Annotated in this window: 21 protein-coding genes; 2 read left to right on the top strand and 19 right to left on the bottom strand. The window is 73.2% G+C overall.

The window, feature by feature from the left end:
• Window position 1 precedes the first annotated feature (1 nt).
• The 11 genes from AMPC_RS00230 to AMPC_RS00180 form a co-directional block, all read right to left on the bottom strand.
• The gene (locus AMPC_RS00230; protein ID WP_248343513.1) at window positions 2–2194 is read right to left on the bottom strand and encodes a chemotaxis protein CheA; all 2193 of its coding nucleotides are present in this window, start codon (window positions 2192–2194) and stop codon (window positions 2–4) included.
• 42 nt (window positions 2195–2236) lie between these two features.
• The gene (locus AMPC_RS00225; RefSeq protein ID WP_248343512.1) at window positions 2237–2824 is read right to left on the bottom strand and encodes a M17 family peptidase N-terminal domain-containing protein; all 588 of its coding nucleotides are present in this window, start codon (window positions 2822–2824) and stop codon (window positions 2237–2239) included.
• Window positions 2821–3264, bottom strand: coding sequence for a transcription antitermination factor NusB (nusB, locus tag AMPC_RS00220; RefSeq protein WP_248343511.1), 444 nt, complete (start codon window positions 3262–3264; stop codon window positions 2821–2823). Before nusB ends, AMPC_RS00225 begins: the two co-directional genes overlap by 4 nt.
• Window positions 3265–3756 (bottom strand): 6,7-dimethyl-8-ribityllumazine synthase, encoded by a 492-nt coding sequence (ribH, locus tag AMPC_RS00215; protein ID WP_248343510.1) that lies wholly within the window; start codon window positions 3754–3756, stop codon window positions 3265–3267.
• A complete protein-coding gene (locus tag AMPC_RS00210; protein ID WP_318654306.1) occupies window positions 3753–5057 on the bottom strand; it encodes a bifunctional 3,4-dihydroxy-2-butanone-4-phosphate synthase/GTP cyclohydrolase II in 1305 nt (434 codons plus the stop codon). The genes ribH and AMPC_RS00210 overlap by 4 nt, the downstream gene beginning before the upstream one ends.
• Window positions 5054–5707, bottom strand: coding sequence for a riboflavin synthase (locus AMPC_RS00205; protein WP_248343509.1), 654 nt, complete (start codon window positions 5705–5707; stop codon window positions 5054–5056). Before AMPC_RS00205 ends, AMPC_RS00210 begins: the two co-directional genes overlap by 4 nt.
• Window positions 5708–5797: 90 nt before the next feature.
• Window positions 5798–6910, bottom strand: coding sequence for a bifunctional diaminohydroxyphosphoribosylaminopyrimidine deaminase/5-amino-6-(5-phosphoribosylamino)uracil reductase RibD (gene ribD / locus AMPC_RS00200; protein WP_248343508.1), 1113 nt, complete (start codon window positions 6908–6910; stop codon window positions 5798–5800).
• Window positions 6907–7368 carry a transcriptional regulator NrdR gene (nrdR, locus tag AMPC_RS00195; RefSeq protein WP_248343507.1) on the bottom strand — a complete coding sequence of 154 codons (462 nt, stop codon included), beginning with the start codon at window positions 7366–7368 and terminating at the stop codon, window positions 6907–6909. The genes ribD and nrdR overlap by 4 nt, the downstream gene beginning before the upstream one ends.
• Window positions 7369–7437: 69 nt before the next feature.
• Window positions 7438–8691, bottom strand: a complete 1254-nt coding sequence (gene glyA / locus AMPC_RS00190) for a serine hydroxymethyltransferase (protein ID WP_248343506.1) — start codon at window positions 8689–8691, stop codon at window positions 7438–7440.
• 50 nt (window positions 8692–8741) lie between these two features.
• Window positions 8742–9185 carry a ribose 5-phosphate isomerase B gene (gene rpiB / locus AMPC_RS00185; RefSeq protein ID WP_248343505.1) on the bottom strand — a complete coding sequence of 148 codons (444 nt, stop codon included), beginning with the start codon at window positions 9183–9185 and terminating at the stop codon, window positions 8742–8744.
• Window positions 9186–9223: 38 nt separating this feature from the next.
• Window positions 9224–12073 carry a methyl-accepting chemotaxis protein gene (locus AMPC_RS00180; RefSeq protein WP_248343504.1) on the bottom strand — a complete coding sequence of 950 codons (2850 nt, stop codon included), beginning with the start codon at window positions 12071–12073 and terminating at the stop codon, window positions 9224–9226.
• 381 nt (window positions 12074–12454) lie between these two features.
• Between AMPC_RS00180 and AMPC_RS00175 the strand changes: the two genes are divergently transcribed.
• Together AMPC_RS00175 and AMPC_RS00170 are read left to right on the top strand one after the other, a co-directional pair.
• The gene (locus AMPC_RS00175; RefSeq protein WP_248343503.1) at window positions 12455–13042 is read left to right on the top strand and encodes a YfiR/HmsC family protein; all 588 of its coding nucleotides are present in this window, start codon (window positions 12455–12457) and stop codon (window positions 13040–13042) included.
• Entirely contained in the window at window positions 13039–15099 is a 2061-nt protein-coding gene (locus AMPC_RS00170) for a TonB-dependent receptor plug domain-containing protein (protein ID WP_248343502.1), read from the top strand. Before AMPC_RS00175 ends, AMPC_RS00170 begins: the two co-directional genes overlap by 4 nt.
• Before the next feature lie 85 nt (window positions 15100–15184).
• Here the strand turns inward: AMPC_RS00170 and fabF are convergent, their stop codons facing one another.
• From fabF to AMPC_RS00130, 8 genes are all read right to left on the bottom strand, one after another.
• Window positions 15185–16429, bottom strand: coding sequence for a beta-ketoacyl-ACP synthase II (gene fabF, locus AMPC_RS00165; RefSeq protein WP_248343501.1), 1245 nt, complete (start codon window positions 16427–16429; stop codon window positions 15185–15187).
• 139 nt (window positions 16430–16568) lie between these two features.
• Entirely contained in the window at window positions 16569–16811 is a 243-nt protein-coding gene (gene acpP, locus AMPC_RS00160) for an acyl carrier protein (RefSeq protein ID WP_248343500.1), read from the bottom strand.
• 55 nt (window positions 16812–16866) lie between these two features.
• A complete protein-coding gene (fabG, locus tag AMPC_RS00155) occupies window positions 16867–17616 on the bottom strand; it encodes a 3-oxoacyl-[acyl-carrier-protein] reductase (protein ID WP_248346371.1) in 750 nt (249 codons plus the stop codon).
• 2 nt (window positions 17617–17618) lie between these two features.
• Complete coding sequence (fabD, locus tag AMPC_RS00150) at window positions 17619–18563, bottom strand: ACP S-malonyltransferase (protein WP_248343499.1); 945 nt, start codon at window positions 18561–18563, stop codon at window positions 17619–17621.
• A gap of 15 nt (window positions 18564–18578) precedes the next feature.
• Window positions 18579–19559, bottom strand: coding sequence for a beta-ketoacyl-ACP synthase III (locus AMPC_RS00145; RefSeq protein ID WP_248343498.1), 981 nt, complete (start codon window positions 19557–19559; stop codon window positions 18579–18581).
• Window positions 19547–20593, bottom strand: coding sequence for a phosphate acyltransferase PlsX (plsX, locus tag AMPC_RS00140; RefSeq protein ID WP_404800624.1), 1047 nt, complete (start codon window positions 20591–20593; stop codon window positions 19547–19549). Before plsX ends, AMPC_RS00145 begins: the two co-directional genes overlap by 13 nt.
• A gap of 6 nt (window positions 20594–20599) precedes the next feature.
• The gene (gene rpmF / locus AMPC_RS00135; RefSeq protein ID WP_248343497.1) at window positions 20600–20779 is read right to left on the bottom strand and encodes a 50S ribosomal protein L32; all 180 of its coding nucleotides are present in this window, start codon (window positions 20777–20779) and stop codon (window positions 20600–20602) included.
• Window positions 20780–20806: 27 nt separating this feature from the next.
• Window positions 20807–21364 (bottom strand): YceD family protein, encoded by a 558-nt coding sequence (locus tag AMPC_RS00130; protein WP_248343496.1) that lies wholly within the window; start codon window positions 21362–21364, stop codon window positions 20807–20809.
• Window positions 21365–21404: the final 40 nt, after the last annotated feature.

Here is a 21404-nt window from a genome sequence, read left to right as displayed (position 1 = left end):
GTCACCCGGCCTGGCCGACCGCCTCCAGGACGCCCTCGCCGCGCACGACCTCCTCGATGATGGCGCCCACGTCGAGCACCAGCACGGTGCGGCGGTTGCCGAGGTCGGTGGCCCCGGCGATGCCGCGGATGGTCCCGAGCGCGCGCCCGAGCGGCTTCACCACGACGTCCTGCTGCCCGGTGAGCTCGTCCACGGCGATGCCGAGCCGCTCCTGCGCGAGCCCCACCACCACCACCTGCATGCTCTTCTGGCGCGGCTCCTCGCCGCGCGTGCCGAAGAAGCGCGCCAGCCGGACCAGCGGCAGGGTCGCGCCCCGCAGCGTGATCACCTCGCGGGTCTCGATGGTGCGGAGCTCGGCCGGGTCCACCGTGAGGATCTCGAGCACCGACGAGAGCGGCACGGCGTAGGTGCGCTGCGCGGCGCTCACCACCAGGGCCCGGATGATGGCGAGGGTCACCGGGAGCGTGATCTCGAACCGGGTGCCCTTCCCGAGCTCCGTGTGCAGGTCGATGATGCCCGACAGGTTGGCGATGTTGTTCTTCACCACGTCCATGCCGACGCCGCGGCCGGAGAGGGACGTCACCTGCTTCGCGGTCGAGAAGCCGGGCACGAAGATGAGGTTCATCACCTCCCGCCGGCTCATCTGCGCCACCTGCTCCTGGGTCACGAGCCCGCGCTTCACCGCCACCTCGCGGATGCGGGCGTCGTCGATGCCGTTGCCGTCGTCCTCCACCACGATCTGCACGTGGCTGCCCTTCTGCGAGGCGCCCAGCGAGATCAGCCCGGCGCGCGGCTTGCCGCGCTGGCGGCGCACCTCCGGCGGCTCGATGGCGTGGTCGAGCGAGTTCCGGATGAGGTGCATGAGCGGGTCGGAGAGGTCCTCGACGATGAGCTTGTCGAGCTCGGTGTCGCCGCCCTGGGTGGTGAACTCGATCTCCTTGCCGAGGTCGCGCGTGAGCTTGCGCACCATGCGCGAGAGCTTGTCGAAGACCTGGCCCAGCGGGACCATGCGGACCTCGAGGATCCCGGTCTGCAGGTCGTTGAGCTTGCGCTCCAGGCTCCGGCTCTCGCGGTGCAGCTCGGCGGCGAGCGCGGCCTGGTCCTCCCCGCCGCGCATCCGCTCCGCGAGCTGCAGCAGGCTGGTCTTCACCAGCACGAGCTCGCCGACCACGTTCATGAGCCGGTCGAGCTTGTGGATGTCGACGCGGACCGCCTGCGACACCGAGCGGAGCGAGCCGGTCTCGGGCTCCGCCGGCCCGGGGCCCGCGAGCGGGAGGTCGGGCGGGAGCGGCGCCTCGGCGGGCGCGGGCGAGATGGGGAGGTTGGCCGGCGGGGGCGCGAGCGGGATCGCGGAGGCGGGCGCGTCCGGCGCGGACCCGCCGAGCGGCGAGAGCCCCGGGGGCGGGGCGGCGCGCGGGGCCGAGGGGGCGCGCTGGCCGCGCGGCACCTCGTCGACCACCGCCGCCGGGCCGGCGACGGCCTTCACGGCGTCGCGGGTGGACCCCGAGCAGAAGAGGAGGTCGAAGGCGATGGCGTTGGGGTCGCTCGCGTCGGAGGACGGGAGGGTGGAGACCACCTCGCCGAGCTCCTTCAGCCCCGCCTTGAGCGCGTCGAGCGCGGTGTCGAAGCTGGCGAGGTCGAACCCGACCTTCACGCGGAAGAGGCGCGCGCCCTTCCCGAGGTTGTGGCGGAGCCGGTGCTCCTCGTACTCGGTCAGCACCGAGAGGAGCGCCGGGTCGAGCGCGTACGCCTGGAGCGGGTCGCCGCCCGCCTCGGACGCCGGCGCCGGCTTGGCGCGCAGCGCCTGGGCGAGCTGCTCCGCGGCGTCGCCGGTGACCGGGGGCCTCCCGGCCGCCTCCTCGGCGATGCACCTCCCGAGCAGCTCGGTGGCCTGGTTGAGGAGCTTGAAGGTGGCCAGGTCGAGCGGGCGCCGCCCCATGCGCACCGCGTCGAGCAGGTCCTCGAGCGCGTGCGCCAGCCTGGCCATGCGCTCCACGCCGAACATGGCCGAGACGCCCTTGAGCGTGTGGGCGGCCCGGAAGACGGCGTTCAGGATGTCGGGATCGGCTTCGCCCGAGCCACTGCTCTTGCAGGCGTCCTCGAGCCGCAGGAAGTCGCGGTCGAGGGCCTCGATGTTCTCCTGCGCCTCGGAGATGAACTCCGAGAGCGCCTTCTCCGAAGGGCGTTCCGCCATGCGCTCGGGCCGCACCGGCAGCCTTCGGGCGCGGGCCTGCGGCTAACGTACCACGTGCCCGGGGGGGGGCAAACTCATTGGCCGCGGCGGCATCTCGACCCGCGCGGTGGGCAGGAGCACGTCGATGTCGGCCCCGAGCGCCTGCTTCGCCACACCGAGGTCGCGGGCGAGCGCGCGGGAGTCGCCGAGGAGCACCTGGCGCCGCCCCTGGAACCTTGCGCAGGCCTCGACCCAGAGCCGCGCCGCGGGCACGGCCCCCTCCCCCTCGGCGCGCGCCGGCGGGAGGGAGGTCGCGAAGGCCTCGCTGCGGGCCCGCTGCATCGCCTCGCAGGCCTTGCCGAGCAGCGCGCCGTAGGCGGCCGCGTCGAGCGGCGCCTCGCCGGTCCCGAAGCAGAAGATCCGGTCCACCGGGAGCCGCCCGGCCGACGGGATGAGCAGCGCCTCGCCGTAGCCGCCGTCGAAGTGGTGCTCGCGGATGGCGCGCGACAGGGCGCCGCAGAGCCGCCAGTCGGCGAAGCCGGCGAGCCCCTGGAGCGGCCGCTCCGGGCCGACGAAGACGGCCAGCGCGTCCACGTCGAGGGCGTCGAGCGCGGGCAGCCCGAGCTCGGCCAGCTCCAGGCGCAGCGTCATCGCCCTCCGGCGCCGGGGCCGCGGCGGGAGGCGGGGAGCTCCCCGGCGATCCGGTCGAGCACCCCGTTGATGAACGCGCCCGAGCTCTCGCTGCCGAACTTCTTGCCGAGCTCGATGGCCTCGTTGATGGCCACCTTCACCGGCGTGTCGCCGTGGCGGAGCTCGAAGACGGCGAGGCGGAGGACGTTCCGGTCCACCTTGGCCATGCGGTCGAGCCGCCAGTGCGTCGAGACCGCCTCGATGGCGTCGTCGACCTCCTGCCGGTGGCGGGCCACGCCGCGCACCAGCTCCTCCGCGAGGTCCATGACCTCGCGCTCCACCGGCTCGAAGCTCTTCCAGAAGCGCGCCAGCGCCTCGTCGAGATCCGTCGCGGAGACGTCGATCTGGTAGAGCGCCTGGACGGCGCGCTCGCGGGCCTTGGTGCGCTTCTGGGCGGCCATCTACTCCCGGCCTCCCTTGCCCTGGCCCAGCTTCTCCGACCGGAACACGTTGGCCTGCTCGATGGCCGCGAGCGCCGCCTCGGCGCCCTTGTTGCCGGCCTTCACGCCGGCGCGCTCGAGCGCCTGGGCCATGTCGTCGCAGGTGAGGACGCCGAGCGAGACCGCGCAGGAGGCCTCGAACGCCACCTGGGCCACCCCCTTGGTGGCCTCGGCGGACACGTACTCGAAGTGCGGCGTGCCGCCGCGGATCACGGCGCCGAGCGCCACCGCGGCGTCGTAGCGGCCGGTGCGGGCGACGCGCCGGAGCAGCGCCGGCAGCTCGAAGGTGCCGGGGCAGCGGTAGACGTCGATCGCGCCCTCGTCCACGCCGTGGCGCTTCAGGGTGTCGACGGCACCGGCGAGCAGCTGCTCGGTGACGAGGGAGTTGAAGCGCGAGACCACCAGGGCGAACCGGAGCCCGGTGGCGACGAGCGAGCCTTCGATGACGTTCATCGCTTCTTTCCTTTCCGCTGCTGCGCCTTCTTGGTGCGCGCGGGGCGGGTCATGCGGCGGGGGCTGGTGTCGGGGAGCAGCGTGAGGAGGTGCCCGAACTTCTCCCGCTTGGTCTCGAGGTAGGCCCGGTTGCGCTCGGTGGCGGGCATCTCGATGGGCACCCGCTCGGTCACCTCGAGGCCGTAGCCCTCGAGCCCGACGATCTTCTTCGGGTTGTTGGTGAGGAGCTGCATCTTGCGCACGCCGAGGTCGCGCAGGATCTGGGCGCCGATGCCGTAGTCGCGCAGGTCGGGCTTGAAGCCGAGCTTCACGTTCGCCTCGAAGGTGTCGAACCCCTGGTCCTGCAGGTTGTACGCCTTGAGCTTGTTCGCGAGCCCGATCCCGCGCCCCTCCTGATCGAGGTAGAGGAGCACGCCCTTCCCCGCCCGCTCGATCTGCCGCATGGCGGCGTGGAGCTGCGGGCCGCAGTCGCAGCGCTCGGAGCCGAAGACGTCGCCGGTGAGGCACTTGGAGTGCACCCGGACCAGCACCGGCTCGCCGGGCTTCCAGCCGCCCTTCACGAAGGCCACGTGCTGGCTCTTGTCCACGTCGTTCTCGTAGGCGACCGCGGTGAACTCGCCGTACACGGTGGGCACCGAGGCCTCCGCGGCGCGGCGCACCAGCGAGTCCTTGCGCATCCGGTAGGCGATGAGATCGGCCACCGAGATGAGCGGGAGATCGAACTCGCGCGCCAGCTTCTCGAGGTCCGGGCGGCGGGCCATGGTCCCGTCGTCGTTCATCACCTCGCAGATCACGCCGGCCGGCGAGAGCCCGGCGAGCCGGGCCAGGTCCACCGAGCCCTCGGTCTGGCCGGCGCGCACCAGCACGCCGCCCGGGCGGGCGCGCAGCGGGAAGACGTGGCCGGGCCGCGACAGGTCCTCGGGCCGGGCCTCCGGCTTCACCGCCGTGAGGATGGTGTGGGCGCGGTCCTTGGCGCTGATGCCGGTGGTGACGCCCTCGGCCGCCTCGATGGAGACGGTGAAGGCGGTCCCGAAGTTCGAGCTGTTGGCCTGCTCCTCGACCATCAGCGGGAGCTTCAGCTCGCGGACCTTCTCCTCGGAGAGCGCCAGGCAGATGAGACCGCGGCCGTGCTTGGCCATGAAGTTGATGGCCTCCGGCGTCACCTTGTCGGCGGCGATGCAGAGGTCGCCCTCGTTCTCGCGATCCTCGTCGTCGGTGAGGATCACCATCTTGCCGCGGCGAATGGCGTCTATCGCGTCCTCGATGCGATCGATCACCTTCTCCGCCTGCTGGGCCGTCATCGAGCTCCTCCCTCGCCGTAACCCCAACCGGCGAGCCTTTCCGCGTCGAGGCCGGGCGTCGCGAGCTCGCGCAGCCGCGCCACGTGGCGCGCCAGCACGTCGGCCTCCAGGTTGACCTTGGTCCCCGGCTGCGCGGCGCCGAGGGTGGTGCGGGCGAGCGTCTCCGGGATGAGCGCCACCTCGAAGCTCTCCCGGCCCGCGGCGGCGACCGTGAGCGACACGCCGTCGATGGCGATCGAGCCCTTCTCGGCGACGAGCGGGGCGATGGGGGCCGGCAGCGACACCGTGAGCCGCGCCCCCTGCCCCTCGGGCCGGCGCGCCAGGACCTCGCCGATGCCGTCCACGTGCCCCTGCACGAGGTGCCCGCCGAGCCGGTCGCCCAGGGCGAGGGCCCGCTCCAGGTTCACCACGGTGCCGGGGCGCCACGTCCCGATGGTCGTGCGCGAGAGGGTCTCCGGGACGGCGTCGAAGGAGACGAGCCCGGCGCCGCGCTCCACCACCGTGAGGCAGCAGCCCGAGCAGGCGACGCTCTCGCCGGGCTGCAGCGCGTCCACCTCGAGGGTGTGAGGGCGGAGGGCCAGGCGCACGCCTCCCTGCCGCGGCGCGATCCGCTCGACCGTCCCCGTGTCGGCCACCAGTCCCGTGAACATGAGCGAGGCGGAAGATAGCGGAAAGCCGGGGAATCTGCCAACGGCAAGCCCGCGCCGCGGCGCGCGCCCGGGCCGCGGGCTCCGGAGGCGCTAGCGGCGCCGCACCGGCACCGCCGTCACGAGCAGGTCCTCGCCCAGCGGCCGGACCGACAGCCCCTCGAGCGCGAGGGCGTCGGCCATGCGGGCGACGCTCGGCCCGGCCACCCAGCTGCGGGCCTCGCCGCCGGCGATCTTGGGGGCCACGAAGAGGAGCACCCGATCGGCGAGCCCCTCGTCGAGGAAGCTCCGGTGCACCTCGGCCCCGCCCTCGACGAGCAGGTGGGCGATGCCCCGCGCCGCCAGCCGGTCGAGCAGGTCGTGGAGGTCGATGCGCCCCCGCCGCTCGCGGCAGGCGAGGAACTGCACCCCTTCGGCGAGCCGGCGCGCCGGGATGCGCACGCCCGCGAGGTGGGCGACCAGCGTGGGCGCCTTGGAGCGGTGGTGGAAGAGCTTCAGCGAGGGCGGGAGCGAGAGCCGGGGATCGAGGACCACCCGGACCGGGTCGCGGCCCCGCCCGCGGGGGAGCCGGGTGGTGAGCCGAGGGTCGTCGGCGCGGGCGGTGCCGGCGCCGACCAGGACGGCGTCCACCCGGTCGCGCAGGCGGTGCGCCTCGGCGCGCGAGGCCTCTCCCGACACCCAGCGGGCGTCGCCGTCCCGGGTGGCCAGCTTGCCGTCGAGGGTGATGGCCGCCTTGAGGGTGACGTAGGGCCGGCCGCTCGTGATGTAGCGGAACCAGTGGGCGTTGAGGGCGTCGCACTCCTCCCGGAGCACGCCGGCGGTCACCTCCACCCCGCCGCGCCGGAGCCGGGCGATGCCGCGGCCGTTCACGAGCAGGTTGGGGTCGCGCGAGCCGACGAAGACCCGCCTCACCCCGGCCTCGAGCAGGGCCAGGCTGCACGGCGGCGTCTTGCCGAAGTGGCTGCAGGGCTCGAGCGTGGTGTAGAGGTCGGCGCCGCGCGCCTCTTCCCCGGCGCGGCGCAGCGCCACCACCTCGGCGTGGGGGCCGCCGGCGCGCGCGTGGTGCCCGCGCGCCACCACGCGGCCGTCCTTCACGAGGACCGCGCCCACGGCGGGGTTCGGGCTGGTGCGGCCGAGCCCCTTGGCCGCCTCGGCGAGGGCCAGCCGCATGAAGCCCTCGGCGGCGGCGCGTTCGGAGCGGGTCATCGCGGCTTGTCTTGGGCGAGCCCGGCGAGCTCGCTCATGAACTCGCCGACGTCGCGGAAGGCCCGGTACACGGAGGCGAAGCGGACGTAGGCCACCTGGTCGAGCGCCTTGAGCCGCTGCATCACCGCCTCGCCGATGGCGGTGCTCCTCACCTCGCGCTCGCCCGACTCCTGGAGCTGCCGCTCCACCGCGGCGACGAGCTCCTCGATCTGCTCCGCCGAGACCGGGCGCTTCTGGCAGGCGCGGCGGAGCCCCTCGACGATCTTCTGCCGGTCGAAGGGCTCGCGGCGGCCGTCCTTCTTCACCACCGACGGCTGCACCTCCTCGATGCGCTCGTAGGTGGTGAAGCGCCGGACGCAGCCGAGGCACTCGCGCCGGCGCCGCGTGGCCTGGCCTTCCTGGGCCTCGCGCGAGTCGACGACGCGGTCTTCCATGTGGCCGCAGAAGGGGCAGCGCATGCCGACAACCTACCCTCTCCCGGGCGCTCGCCCAAGAAGAGGGCGAGGGCCGGGGCCTTCGCCGTCCCCTCAGCCGAGGCCGGGGTAGAGCGGGAACTGCTTGCAGAGCTCCTTCACCTCGCCCTTCACCTTGGCGAGGGCGGCGTCGTCGCCCGGGGCGTCGAGGGCCGCGGAGATGAGCTTCGCCACGGTCGCCATCTCGGCCACCCCCATGCCGCGGGTGGTGATGGCGGGCGTGCCGACCCGGATGCCCGAGGTGGTCATCGGCTTCTCGGGATCCCAGGGGATCATGTTCTTGTTGACCGTGATCCCGGCCTTCCCGAGCGCCTCCTCGGCGGTGCGGCCGGTGAGCTTGCGCGGGCGGAGGTCCACCAGCATGAGGTGGTTGTCGGTGCCGCCCGAGACGAGCCGGAGGCCCGCGCTCTTGAGCCCCTCGGCGAGCGCCTGGGCGTTCTTCACGATCTGCTGCTGGTAGGCCTTGAACTCGGGCTTCTGCGCCTCGCCGAACGCGACCGCCTTGGCGGCGATGACGTGCTCGAGCGGGCCGCCCTGGATGCCGGGGAAGATCTGGGAGTTCAGCACCTTGGCGTGCTGCTCCTTCGCCAGGATGAGGCCGCCGCGCGGGCCGCGCAGGGTCTTGTGGGTGGTGCTGGTCACGATCTCGGCGTGCGGCACCGGCGACGGGTGCACGCCGGCGGCGACGAGGCCGGCGATGTGCGCCATGTCCACCACCAGGCTGGCGTTGACCGAGTCGGCGATCTCCTTGAGCCGCACGAAGTCGATGACGCGCGGGTAGGCGCTGGCGCCGGCCATGATGACGCGCGGGCCGTGCTCCTTCGCGAGCCTCGCCACCTCGTCGTAGTCGATGGTCTCGTCGCCCTGCTTCAGGCCGTAGGGGACCACCTTGTAGAGCTTGCCGGAGAAGTTGACCGGGGAGCCGTGGGTGAGGTGCCCGCCGAAGTTGAGGCTCATGGCGAGCAGCGTGTCGCCCGGCTGCATGAGGGCGAAGTACGCCGCCATGTTGGCCTGCGAGCCCGAGTGCGGCTGCACGTTGGCGTGGTCGGCCTTGAAGATGGCCTTGGCCCGGTCGATGGCGATCTGCTCGACCTGGTCCACCACCTCGCAGCCGCCGTAGTACCGCTTCCCGGGGTAGCCCTCGGCGTACTTGTTGGTGAGCGGCGAGCCCATGGCCTGCATCACCGCCGGGGAGACGAAGTTCTCGCTGGCGATGAGCTCGAGCCCCTCCTCCTGCCGCCGCGTCTCCTCCTGGATGAGGCGGGCGATGTCGGGATCGGCTTCGGCGAGCGGCTTCTGCGGCATCATCGGGATCGTGCTCCTGGCTGGTGAAGGGGGGCTATTTACCGCGCCGACCGCTACTTCTCCAGCGCCTTGATCAGCTCGACCCTCCGCGCGTGCCGCCCGCCCTCGAAGGGTTCCGCGAGGAATGCCGCGACGATGGCGGCGCCCAGCCCCGGGCCGAGGACGCGCTGGCCCAGGCAGAGGACGTTGGCGTCGTTGTGGGCGCGGGCCATGCGCGCCTCGAACTCGTTGGTGCAGAGGGCGGCCCGCACCCCGTGGATCTTGTTGGCGGAGATCGACATGCCGATGCCGGTCCCGCAGACCAGGATCCCGAACCGGGCGGCGCCGCTCGCCACCCGCTCCGCCACCTGCCGGGCGTACTCGGGGTAGTCCACGCTGTCGCCCGAGAACGGGCCCAGGTCCTCCACCTCGAACCCGGCCGCCTGGGCCACCTTCACGGCCTCGGCGCGCAGCGACAGGCCGGCGTGGTCGGAGCCGGCGACGATCTTCCCTTCCATCGGTGACACCTCCTCGGGGGGAGGGTGAGTGTCGCACATCAGGCGGCGCTGCGGCCAGCCAGCTGGCGCTGCCCCGCGAGCTTGAAGCCGGAGACGAGGGCGCTGAGGTCCTCCGCCTGGCGCGCCAGCTCGGCGGCGGTCGAGGAGGACTCCTCGGCGGAGGCGGCGTTCTGCTGGGTCACCCGGTCCATCTCGTCCACCGCCCGGTTGAGCTGCCCCACGCCGGCCGACTGCTCCCGGGCCGCGGCGGCGATCTCGGCGGCGATGTCGGTCACCTTGCCGATGGCCGCGACGATCTCCTCCAGCTTCCCGGAGACCCGCTTCGAGGTGTCCGCCCCCTCGGCCGCCTGCGACACCGACTCGCCGATGAGGGCCTCGGTCTTGGTCGCCGCCTCCTTCGACCGCATGGCGAGCGAGCGCACCTCCTCGGCGACCACGGCGAACCCGCGCCCGGCCTCGCCGGCCCGGGCCGCCTCGACCGCGGCGTTGAGCGCGAGGAGGTTGGTCTGGAAGGCGATCTCGTTGATGTCGCGGATGATGGCCGAGGTGCTCTCGGCCGCCACCCGGATCCGGGACATGGCGGTCTGCATCTGCGCCATGGCGCCGGCGCCCTCCACGGCCGCCTCCTTGGCGCCGTGGACCATCCGGCTCGCCTGGGCCGCGCTCTCGGCGCTCCCCTTGGCCATGCCGGCGACCGACTCGAGGCTCGCCGAGGTCTGCTCCAGCGAGGCCGCCTGCTGCGAGGCGCCGCCGGCCACCGCCTGGCTCGAGGCGGCGATCTGCGACGCCGCGGACGAGAGCTGCTCGACGGATCCGGCCACGCGCTCGAGCGCCTGCTCCAGCGCCTCCGCCGTGCCGTTCACCGCCGTCTGCAGCCGGGCGTGGTCGCCCTGGTACCGGCCGGTCATGCGGGCCGTCAGGTCGCGCTCGGCCAGCCGCTCGAGGACCTCGTTCGCCTCGCCGATGGGGGCGAGCACGGCGTCGAGGGTCGCGTTCACGCCCTCCACGATGCGGCGGAAGTCGCCCTGGTGCCGGCTCGCGTCGGCGCGGCGGCCGAGGTGGCCCGCCACCGCCTCCTCGGCGAGCCCGCGGGCGTCGGAGACGAGCTGCTGGATGGCGGCGGCGCTCCGGTCGAGGCTGGCCTTGAGCAGGTCGAAGTCGCCGGCCCAGCGCTCGGCGATGCGCGGCGGGATGTCGCCGCGGGAGATCCGCTCGACGTACCCCGCGGCCGTCCGGAGCGGCCCGACCACCGCGTCGAGCGCGTCGTTCACCCCCTGGACGATGAGCCGGAAGTCGCCGTGGTGGCGCGAGGCGTCGGCGCGGGTCGCGAGCCGTCCCTCGACCGCCGCGGCCGCGAGCCCCTTGGCGTCGGCCACGAGCGCGTTCACGGCGTCGATGCACTGGTTGAGGTTGTCCTTGATGGCGTTGAAGTCGCCGGCGTAGCGCTCGGTGATCCGGGGCGGGATGGCGCCCTTCGAGATCTGCTCCACGCAGCGGGCCGCGGCGGCGAGCGGGCCGGTCAGGGCGTCGAGGGTGTCGTTCACCCCCTGCACCACCGCCCGGAACTCGCCCTGGTGGCGCGAGGCGTCGGCCCGGACGGAGAGCCGCCCCTCGACGGCGCCGGCGGAGAGCGTCCGGGCGTCGGTCACCAGCGCGCCCACCGCCTCGATGCAGCGGTTGAGGTTGTCCTTGATGGCGTTGAACTCGCCCTGGTACGCGGCGTCGATCTTCTCGGGGAGCTCGCCGCGCGAGATGCGGGCCACGTAGTCGGCGGCGACGGTGAGCGGGTTCACGAGGGCGTCGAGGGTCCCGTTCACCTCCTGCACCACCCGGCCGAAGTCGCCCCGGTGGCGCGAGACGTCGGCGCGCTGCCGGATCTCGCCCGCCATGGCGGCCCGCCCCAGCGCCGAGACGTCGGAGAGGAGCGCGTCCACGGCCGCGGCGCACTGGTTGAGGTTGTCGCGGAGCCGGCCCAGCTCGCCCTGCCAGGGCGCCTCGACCGGCGCCGGGATCTCGCCCCTCGCGATCCGGTCCACCTGCCCGGCCGCCACGCGGAGCGGCTCGACCAGGGCGTCCACGATCCGGTTCATGCCGGCGGCCACGCCGCGGAACTCGGCCGAGACGCCCTCCTCCGAGGCGCGGCGGTCGAGGTTGCCCGCGGCCACCGCGGCGCAGAGCGCCTCGGCCTCGGAGACGAGGGTCGTGGTGGTGCGCTGGATCGAGCGGCGCACGGCGAGCGAGACCACCACGAGCCCGAGGAGCCCGCCGAGGCAGGCGAGCAGGGTCACCCAGGCGCCCCGCGCCAGGGCGGCGGTCGCCGCCTCGCCGACGCGGCCGGCCGCCTCGGCGTCGCCGTCCACCACCTGCGCCAGGATCCGCTGGGCGCCCCGGTAGCCCTCGGCCATGGCGACGAAGACCTCCATCGACTGGGCGTCGGCGAGGAGCGCCGCGGCCTGGTCGGCGTTCGGGCCCGCCTGGTCCTTCTTCTCCTGGAGCGAGAGGAGGGTCTCGGCGTTCTGCCGCCAGGCGTCGCGCAGGGGCTTGAACTTCTCCCAGAGGGCGCGGTGCTCGGGGCCGGCCGGGAGCCGCTCCATCCGCTGGGAGGCCTCGTCGAGCCGCGCGAGGTCGCGCCGCGCCCGCTCCAGGAGCTCGCGCCGCTGCGCCGGGTCGGAGATGCGCGAGTCGGTGAGCTTCGCCGCGGCGTCGTCGAGGGCGACGAGCGTGCCCATGAGCTCGGTCGTGGTCCGCACGACCGGCAGCGCCCGGGCCAGCTGATCGCCGGAGCGGGCGGTGAGCACCGAGGTGACGCCGACCGCCGCCGCCACCGCCACGGTGAGCGCGGCGGCGGACAGGATCTGGACCTTCAAGCTGCGCGTGCGTGCGATCACGTGGTGCCCCTCCGGCCGTGGCGGAAACTTCCCCCGCCGCCGGGCGGGTGCAGCGCCCGTGCCGTCACGCAGCGTCACGAACGCGCGGCGCGAGCGCGCCCTGCCCCGCGGTCGCGGGACGGCCGCAAGCGCGCCCTGCCCCGCGGTCGCGGGACGGCCGCGGCGCTCCGATCCTGCTCGGGACCAATCCGGCGCCGGGCCCGGGTCGGCGCATCGACCCAGGGGCTCGCGCCACCCGTCACGCAGGGTAAACGTCCGTCGTCTCTTTGGCCCGCCGCGCAGGGGTCTCCGCCCCGCCGCCCCCGGTGGCCCGACCGTTGAATCGGTCCCACCCGGCCGCCCCGCGCGGCCCGCAGTGAACCCGTGGGAGGGGATGGCTCGATGCGATCGAGACGAACGACCGTATGGCCGGCGGGGGCGCTCTGCGTCGCCCTGGCGCTGGCCGGACCGGGCGCCGCGCGCGCCGAGGACGTGCCGGTGCCGCTCAACCTGCAAGCGGACCTGCTCTTCATGATCGCGGGGCACGACCACAACCTGGCCGCGCGCGCCGGCGGCGAGGTCCGCACCCTCGTCCTCACCAAGGCCGGAAACGAGTCGGCCCACGCCGCGGCCCAGTTCAAGGTGGCGGCGGCCGGGAAGGCCAAGGTGGCCGGCCTGCCGCACGCGGTGGAGGTGGCGCCGTACGCCGGCGCGGCGGAGCTCGCCGAGACCTGCCGCGCCCGGAGGCTGTCCATCGTCTACCTCACCCCCGGCTTCACCGCCGCCGAGGCCGGCGCCATCGGGCAGGCGCTCGAGGGCGGCAACGTGCTCACCGTCGCGGCGGCGCCGGCGATGGTGAAGCGGGGGGTGGTGCTCGGCTTCGACCTCGTCTCCGGCCGCGCCAAGCTCCTCGTCGATCTCAAGCAGGCCGCGAAGCAGCGGGTCTCCTTCGGCGCCGACGTCCTCGGCCTCATGGCGGTGTCCCAATGATGAAGACGATCGCGGCGGCCCTCTCGGCCGCCCTCCTCCTCCCCTCCCCCGCTCCGGCCCAGGACGTCTCCGACCTCGAGGGGCTGCTCAACCAGTCGGTGGTCTCGACCGCCTCCAAGTCGGCGGAGACCGCCGACCTCGCGCCGGCGACCACCTCGGTCATCACCGCCGAGGACCTCCGCCGCTACGGCTTCACCTCCCTCGACCAGGCCATCAACTTCCTCGCCGTCGGGATGGTCACCGAGCCGAGCTACGGCACCCCCGAGATCGGGGCCCGCGGCGTGCTCCTCTCCGGAGACTACGGCAACCACGTGCTCCTCCTCGTGGACGGGCACGCCGTGAACGAGCCCTGGGACGGCACCGCCTACTTCGACCGGAGCGCCGCCATCCCCATCGACCTCGTGGACCACGTGGAGATCATCCTCGGCCCGGGCTCGGTGCTCTACGGCTCCTCCGCCATGCTCGGCGTCATCAACGTCATCACCAGGCGCGCCAAGGACTACCAGGGGATGCACCTGGTGGCCGAGGGAGGAGCGCCGCTCACCGCCCACGTCGCCGGCGGCTACGGCCAGACCTTCGAGGTGGGGGGCCGGGAGGGCGAGCTCACGATCGGCCTCGACTACCAGCGGGACCAGGGCCCGACGCTGTCGTACGCGCCCCAGGCCTACGCCGACGGCACGCCCTGGGGCGGCGACGCGAGCCACCGCGCCATCGACGTGCCGGCGGGCCAGGCGCGGCTCGTCCTGGGCGATCTCGACGTGACGCTCCGGGGCGCGGTCTCCCGGCGCACCGCCACCCAGCTCTTCTCGGGCAGCTTCGACGACTCGGACAGCTGGGAGCGCGATCGCTGGCTCTCGCTCGACGCCCGCTGGGCGCGCGCGGTCTCCCCGAACCTGCAGCTCTCCGGACGGCTCTACGGGGACCTGTACGACTACTTCGCCAACATTCCCTCCGGCTCGGCGCTCGACTGCCTCGAGGGCCAGGCGAGCTGCGTCTACCAGAACTCGGGCGTCTCGCGCTGGGGCGGCCTGGAGGTGAGCGGCACCTGGGACTGGCTGCAGGACGGGCGCTACGTCACGCTCGTGGGCGCCGACGGGCGGCTGCGCCACGTCACCTCCTGGCTCGCCTACCAGGACCGCGGGACCGGGAGCTCCACCCGGACCTCCGCGTACGACGTGAGCGACACCGTGATCGGCGCGTACCTGCAGCAGACCCTGCGCCCCGCCTCCTGGCTCAGCCTCAACGCCGGCCTGCGGCTCGACGACTACGAGAACTTCGGGGCGCACCTGTCGCCCCGCCTGGCGGCGGTGGTGCCCGCCTGGAGCGGCGGCACCGTGAAGGCCATCTACTCGGAGGCGTTCCGCGCGCCGTCCTTCTACGAGCGCTACTACGCCGACGCCACGACCGAGCTCGCCGCCCCGTCGCTCAGGCCCGAGACGGTGCGGTCCGTCGAGGGGCTCCTCGAGCAGCGGCTCGGCGCGCAGCGCTTCCGGTTCGGCCTCTTCCGCTCGTGGTGGAACGACATGGTGGTCCTCGTGCCGGCCTCCGACGCGGCCGTCGCCGCCGCCATCGCCAGCGGGGCGCTCGCCGCCGGCGCGGCCAACGTGACCACCTACGCCAACGCGTCGCGGGTCGACAGCTACGGGCTCAACGCCGACTGGGAGGGCAGCGGCCTCCGCCAGCGGCTCCGCTACGGCGTGGCGCTCACCGTGGCCCACTCCCGCGCCAGCGGCGACGCGCCGCTCGCGGCGGCCGCCCAGGTGTTCGGCAACGCCCGCGTCTCCTACGACCTCGGCGGGCCGGTGCTGGCCCTGGCGGTGCGCGCCGCGGGGCCGCGCCCGGTGTCGGGCTCCAGCCTCGACCCGGCGCCGGACGCCAAGGCGCAGTGCGACCTGCACGCCGCGGTGAGCGGTCCGCTGGGCGCGGGGATCGCCTACCGGCTCTCGGCCGATTACTCGGTCCTCGAATCGTCGGCCTACGCGGTGGGCCCGGGGCGCGACCAGCTCCTGCCGCTGCCCCGGTACCAGCTCATGGCCGGGCTCCGCTTCGACCGCTGAGCCAGCCGCCGGAAGCGCCGCGGGCCGCCTCCGCTTCGCGCGGGGGCGGCCCGTGTGCTTTCCGGGGACCGCGGTCCCCGGCCCGCTAGATCTTGCGGAACGCGACCACGGCGTTGGTGCCGCCGAAGCCGAAGCTGTTGGAGATCACCGCGTCCACCCGCTGCTCGCGGGCGACGTTGGCGATGACGTCGAGGGGGCACTCCGGATCCTGCTCCTCCACGTTGATGGTGGGGGGCAGCACGCCGCGGGTGAGCGCGAGCACGCTCACCACCGCCTCCAGGCCGCCGGCGGCGCCGAGGAGGTGGCCGGTCATCGACTTGGTGGAGCTGACGAGCAGCTTCTTCGAGGTGGCGTGGTCGCCGAAGACGCCCACGATCCCCTGGCACTCGGCGACGTCGCCGGCCGGGGTGGAGGTGCCGTGGGTGTTGACGTAGCCCACCTGCTCGGGGGCGAGGCCGGCGTCCTTGAGGGCCATCCGCATGGCCCGCTGGCCACCCTCGCCGCGCTCGGCCGGGCTGGTGATGTGGTAGGCGTCGGCGGTGGCGCCGTAGCCCGCGAGCTCGCAGTAGATGCGGGCGCCGCGCGCCCTGGCGTGCTCGTACTCCTCGAGCACCAGGAGGCCCGAGCCCTCGCCGGCCACGAAGCCGTCGCGGTGCTTGTCGAAGGGCCGGCTCGCCCGGGTGGGCTCGTCGTTCCGCTCCGAGAGGGCCCGCGCGGCGCAGAACCCGCCGATGCCGAGCGGGGTGATGGTGGCCTCGGCGCCGCCGGCGATCATCACGTCGGCCATGCCGCGCTCGATGACCATCATGGCGTCGCCGATGGAGTGGTTGGCGGTGGCGCAGGCCGACACCGGCGAGTAGTTCGGCCCCTTGAGGCCGTAGCGCAGGCTGATCTGGCCCGGGGCGAGGTTGATGATCACGCTCGGGATGAAGAACGGGCTGACCCGCTTCACGCCCTTCTCCACGAGGGTCTGGACGGTCTCCTCGATGGTGCCGAGGCCGCCCATGCCGGCGCCGACGATGGCGCCGAACCGCTCGAGGTCCTCCTTGGCGAGGTCGAGGCCGGAGTCCTTCATGGCCATGTCCGCCGCGGCGAGCGCGAACTGGATGAAGCGGTCGTTCCGGCGCGCCTCCTTCTTGTCCATGTAGGCGCCGGGGTCGAAGCCCTTCACCTCGCCCGCGATGCGGGTGGGATAGGTGGAGGCGTCGAAGAGGGTGATCGGCCCGATGCCGCTCCGGCCCTCGACGAGCGACTTCCAGGACTCCTCGACTCCGATTCCGACCGGGCTGACGAGCCCGAGCCCGGTGACGACGACGCGACGCCTGCTCATGAAGCCTCCGCTCCCCCTGAGGTACTCGCCGCCCTGGCGGCGGCGCGCTGCGTGCTGCGGTGCTGCGCGGGCCCCTGCCGCACCGGGCGCCCCCGCCGGCTCTCCGCCGTGGGAGCGCGCCGGTGAGCGCGCGGGCCGCCTACTTCTTGTGGGTGTTGATGTAGTTCACCGCGTCGGCGACGGTCTTGATGTTCTCGGCCTCCTCGTCGGGGATCTCGACCTCGAACTCCTCCTCCATCGCCATGACCAGCTCGACGATGTCGAGCGAGTCGGCGCCGAGGTCCTCGATGAAGCTGGAGGTGGGCTTGATCTCGTCCTCGCCCACGCCGAGCTGCTCCGCGATGATGCCCTTGACCTTCGCCTCGATGTTCGCCGTCGTCATCTGTCCCTCTCCTTGCGTTGTTTGCTGCGTGGGTGACGCGCCGTGGAAGTCACGGCTACATGTACATGCCGCCGTTGACCCGGATGACCTCCCCGGTCACGTACGACGCCTGCTCGCTGGCCAGCCAGGCCACGCAGTCTGCCACTTCCTGCGCGGTCCCGAGCCTGCCGAGCGCGATGGCCTCGAGCATCTTCGCACGGGCCGCCTCCGGGATGGCGGAGGTCATGTCGGTGTCGATGAACCCCGGGGCCACCGCGTTCACGCGGACGCCCCGGCTGGCGAGCTCGCGTGCCACCGACTTGGTGAGGCCGATGAGGCCGGCCTTGGTGGCCGCGTAGGCCGCCTGCCCGGCGTTGCCCATCTCGCCCACCACCGAGGTGAGGTTGACGATGGCGCCGCCGCGGGCCTTCATCATGGGGCGGCTCGCCGCCCGGATGAGGTTGAAGGCCCCGGTGAGGTTGACCTGGAGCTGCCGGTTCCAGTCCTCGTCCTTGATCCGCATGACGAGCTGGTCGATGGCGATGCCGGCGTTGTTCACGAGGACGTGGAGGCCGCCGAGCGCCTTCACCACCTCGTCCACCGCCGCCGCGCAGGCGGCCGGGTCGCCGACGTCGAACTTCATGAGCCGGACCGCGGGGGCGCCGGCCGCGGTCGCCCGCTCCGCCGCCTCCTTCGCCGCCGCCTCGTTCCCGGCGTAGTTCACCGCGACCGCGGCGCCGCCGCGGGCCAGGGTCTCGACGATGGCCCGCCCGATGCCGCGCGAGCCGCCGGTGACGAGCGCCACCTTCCCCTTGAAGTCGTGCACCGTCACGCTCCCTTCACCGCGGCGAGGGTCTTCTCGAGCGAGGCCGGGTCCTCGACGTTGAGGACCTCGACGGACTTGTCGATCCGCTTCACCAGCCCGGAGAGCACCCGGCCCGGGCCGACCTCGATCATCCGGGTCGCGCCCTGGCGCACCAGCTCCTGGACGCACTCGATCCAGCGGACCGGGCTCGTCACCTGCTCCACGAGGAGCGGCACGATCCGGGCGGCGTCGGCGTTGGGGGTGGCCTCGACGTTCGTCACCACCGGCACGCGGGGGGCGGCGATGGCGACGCCGCGCAGCACCGCCTCGAGCCGCGGCCCGACCGGCGCCATGAGGGCGCAGTGGAAGGGGGCGGACACCGGGAGGGGCACCACCCGCTTCGCGCCGGCCTCCTTGAGCTTCACCCCGGCCGCCTCCACCGCGCCGGCGTCGCCGGCGATGACGGTCTGGGACGGCTCGTTGTAGTTGGCCGGCGAGCAGACCTGGCCGGTGGCGCGGGCGGTCTCCTCGCAGATCTCGCGCACCCTGGCCGGGTCGAGCCCGAGCACGGCGCTCATGGCCCCCTTCCCCGCCGGGACCGCCTCCTGCATGAAGCTGCCGCGGGCGCGCACCGACCGGGCCGCGTCGGCGGCGGAGAGCGCGCCGGCGCAGACGAGGGCGGAGTACTCGCCGAGCGAGTGGCCGGCCACGAGGTCGGGCTCCACGCCGCGGGCGGCGAGCACCGCGGCCGCGGCGGCCGAGACGGTGAGGATGGCGGGCTGGGTGTTGGCGGTGAGCTTGAGGCTCTCCTCCGGCCCCTCGAAGCAGAGGGTGGAGAGCTTCTCGCCGAGGGCGGCGTCCACCGCGTCGAAGACGGCGCGCGCCTCGGGGAAGGCGTCGGCGAGGGCCTTGCCCATGCCGGCGGCCTGCGAGCCCTGGCCGGGGAAGACGAATGCGAGCTTGCCCATGGTGATCCCGGTCTCCTACCAGCGCACGAGCGCGCTGCCCCAGGCCATGCCGCCGCCGATCGCCATCATCAGCAGGGCGTCGCCGGGGCGCAGGCGGCCCGCGCGGTTGGCCTCGTCGAGCGTGGTGGGCACGCTGGCCGACGAGGTGTTGCCGTACTTCTCGAGGTTCATCCAGCACTTCTCCTCGGGCACGCCGAGGCGGTGCAGGGTCGAGTCGAGGATCCGCTTGTTGGCCTGGTGCGCGATGACCTGGGCGAGGTCGGAGGCGGCGACGCCGTTCCGGGCCAGGGCCTCGCGGCAGACCTCCTCGAGCGCGCGCACCGCCACCTTGTAGACCTCGGAGCCCTTCATCTTGATGAAGGGGAGCCGCTCGTCGATCACCTTCTGCGAGACCGGGTTCCGCGAGCCGCCGCCGGGCATGTTGAGGATGTGGCCGTAGGAGCCGTCGGCGTGCAGGTGCACCGAGAGGATGCCGCGCCGCGGGTCGTCGGTGGGCTGGAGCACCATCGCCCCGGCGCCGTCGCCGAAGAGGATGCAGGTGTTCCGGTCGGTCCAGTCGGTGATGCGGGTGAGGGTGTCGGCGCCGATGACGAGCGCGTTCTTCGCCATGCCGGTCGAGACGAAGCGGTCGGCCACCGCGAGGGCGTAGAGCGAGCCGGCGCAGGCGGCCGAGACGTCGAAGGCGGCCGCCTTCTTGTTGCCGAGCCGCCCCTGCACGAGGCAGGCGGTGCTGGGGAAGGACATGTCGGGCGTGACCGTGCCGACGATGATGAGGTCCACGTCCTCGGGCGCGACCTTCGCCATCTCGAGGGCCTTCACCGCGGCGGCGTAGGCGAGATCGCTCGTGGCCTCGCTCTCGGCGGCGACGTGGCGCTCCCGGATGCCGGTCCGCTCCACGATCCACTGATCGTTGGTGTCGACGATCTTCTCCAGATCGGCGTTGGTGAGCACCTTCTCGGGGGAGTAGGAGCCGGTTCCGACGATCAGCGAACGCATGCGGGTGGTTCTCCTTCGGCGAGCAGGGCCTCGGCGCGCGCGGCCGCCGCGGCGATCTCACCGGTGCAGTGGGCCGCCGCGGCGTCGTGCGCGCGGCGGACGGCGTTCTCGACGGCGAGGGCGTCGGAGCGGCCGTGGGTGATGATCCCCACGCCGTCCACCCCGACGAGGGGCGCGCCGCCGATCTCGCGCCAGTCGACGTGCTTCTTCACCCGCGCGAACGCCGGCCGGGCGATGAGCGCGCCGAGCTTGGTGCGCCAGCTCTCCATCAGCGACTGCTTGAGCAGGTCGGTCACGGCGCGGGCGGTGCCCTCCATGGTCTTCAGGGCGACGTTGCCCGTGAAGCCGTCGGTCACCATCACGTCGAACTCGCCCGCGAGGAGGTCTCTTCCCTCGCAGTAGCCGCGGAAGTCGAGGCCGGAGCGGCGGAGCGCGGCGGCGGCGGCGCGGGTGAGGTCGGTGCCCTTCGACTCCTCCTCCCCGTTGGAGAGGATGGCGACCTTGGGGCGGGCCACGCCGAACACCCGGCGCGCGTACACCTCCCCCATGAGCGCGAACTGCACCAGGTGGACCGGCTTGCAGTCCACGTTGGCGCCCATGTCGAGGAGCAGCGGCCGCCCCTTCACCGCGGGCAGCACCGAGCAGATGGCCGGGCGCTCCACGGCCGGGAGGCGGCCGAGCACGAAGATGCCGCCGGCCATGACCGCGCCGCTGTTCCCGGCGCTGACCATGGCGCAGGCGTCGCCGCGCTTCACCGCCTCGAAGCAGACGCGGATGGAGTTGTCCTTCTTGCGCCGCATCGCCTGGCCGGGGTGATCGGCCATCTCCACCACCTCGGAGGCGTGGCGGAGGGTGATGGGCAGGGACTCCCAGCCGGCGTGCCGGGCGAGCTCCGCGCGCACGCGGGCCTCGTCGCCGATCAGGAGGACCGGCAACCCCTTACGCGCTGCGTTATACCCACCGTGAACCACCGCCTCAGGGGCGAAGTCGCCCCCCATCGCATCGACGGCGACGGGCGCGAGGCGGGGATCCATCAGGAGCTAGACGCTCTCGGTGACCTGCTCGCCCTTGTACGTGCCGCAGGACGGGCAGACGCGGTGCGAGAGGACCGGCTCCTTGCACTTCGGGCACTTGGTCACGTTGGCCGGCTTGATCTTGAAGTTGGCGGCGCGGCGACGATCGCGCCGCATGCTGCTGGTCCGCTTCTTGGGAACGCCCACGGAACACTTCCTTTCAGAATGGAACGGCTACTTCTTGAACTTCTCGAGGCCGGCCCAGCGGGGATCCGGCACGTGGCGATCGCAACCGCAGTCGCGCTCGTTGAGGTTCGCCCCACACTTCGGGCAGAGCCCCTTGCAGTCGTCGCGGCACACCGGGTACCCGGGCAGCGCCAGGAGCAGCTGCTCCCGGACCATCGGGTCGAGGTCGATCACCTTCCCGGTGTAGGTCTCCTCGTCCACCGCCTCCGGCTCGAAGCTGCCGGCGACCTGGCCTTCCTCGTCCTTCTCCTCGCCCGCGTCGTCCTGGTACTCGTCGGCGGGGACCAGCGTCAGCTCGAAATCGACCGGCACGCGCGCCTTGACCGGCTGCAGGCAGCGCCCGCAGGGCACCGTCAGCTCCGGCGCGGCGTGCGCCTTCAGCACCACCCGGCGCCCCACCTTGTCGAGGTGCGCCTTCACCGGCGTCGGGCCGGTGGAGCGATAGCCCGCCTTGTCGCCGGCGAGCATCTCGTCGACCTCGGCCGCCGTCAGATCCCAGGACCGCTCGAGCCCGGCATCCTTGATTTCGTCAATGTTGACGCGCATTTGCGATGAATCGGCGAGGCGAAAAGGGGCCTCATTATAG

The sequence above is a fragment of the Anaeromyxobacter paludicola genome, from assembly GCF_023169965.1.
GTDB lineage: Bacteria > Myxococcota > Myxococcia > Myxococcales > Anaeromyxobacteraceae > Anaeromyxobacter_B > Anaeromyxobacter_B paludicola.
This window is presented reverse-complemented; position numbering and strand designations above follow the sequence as displayed.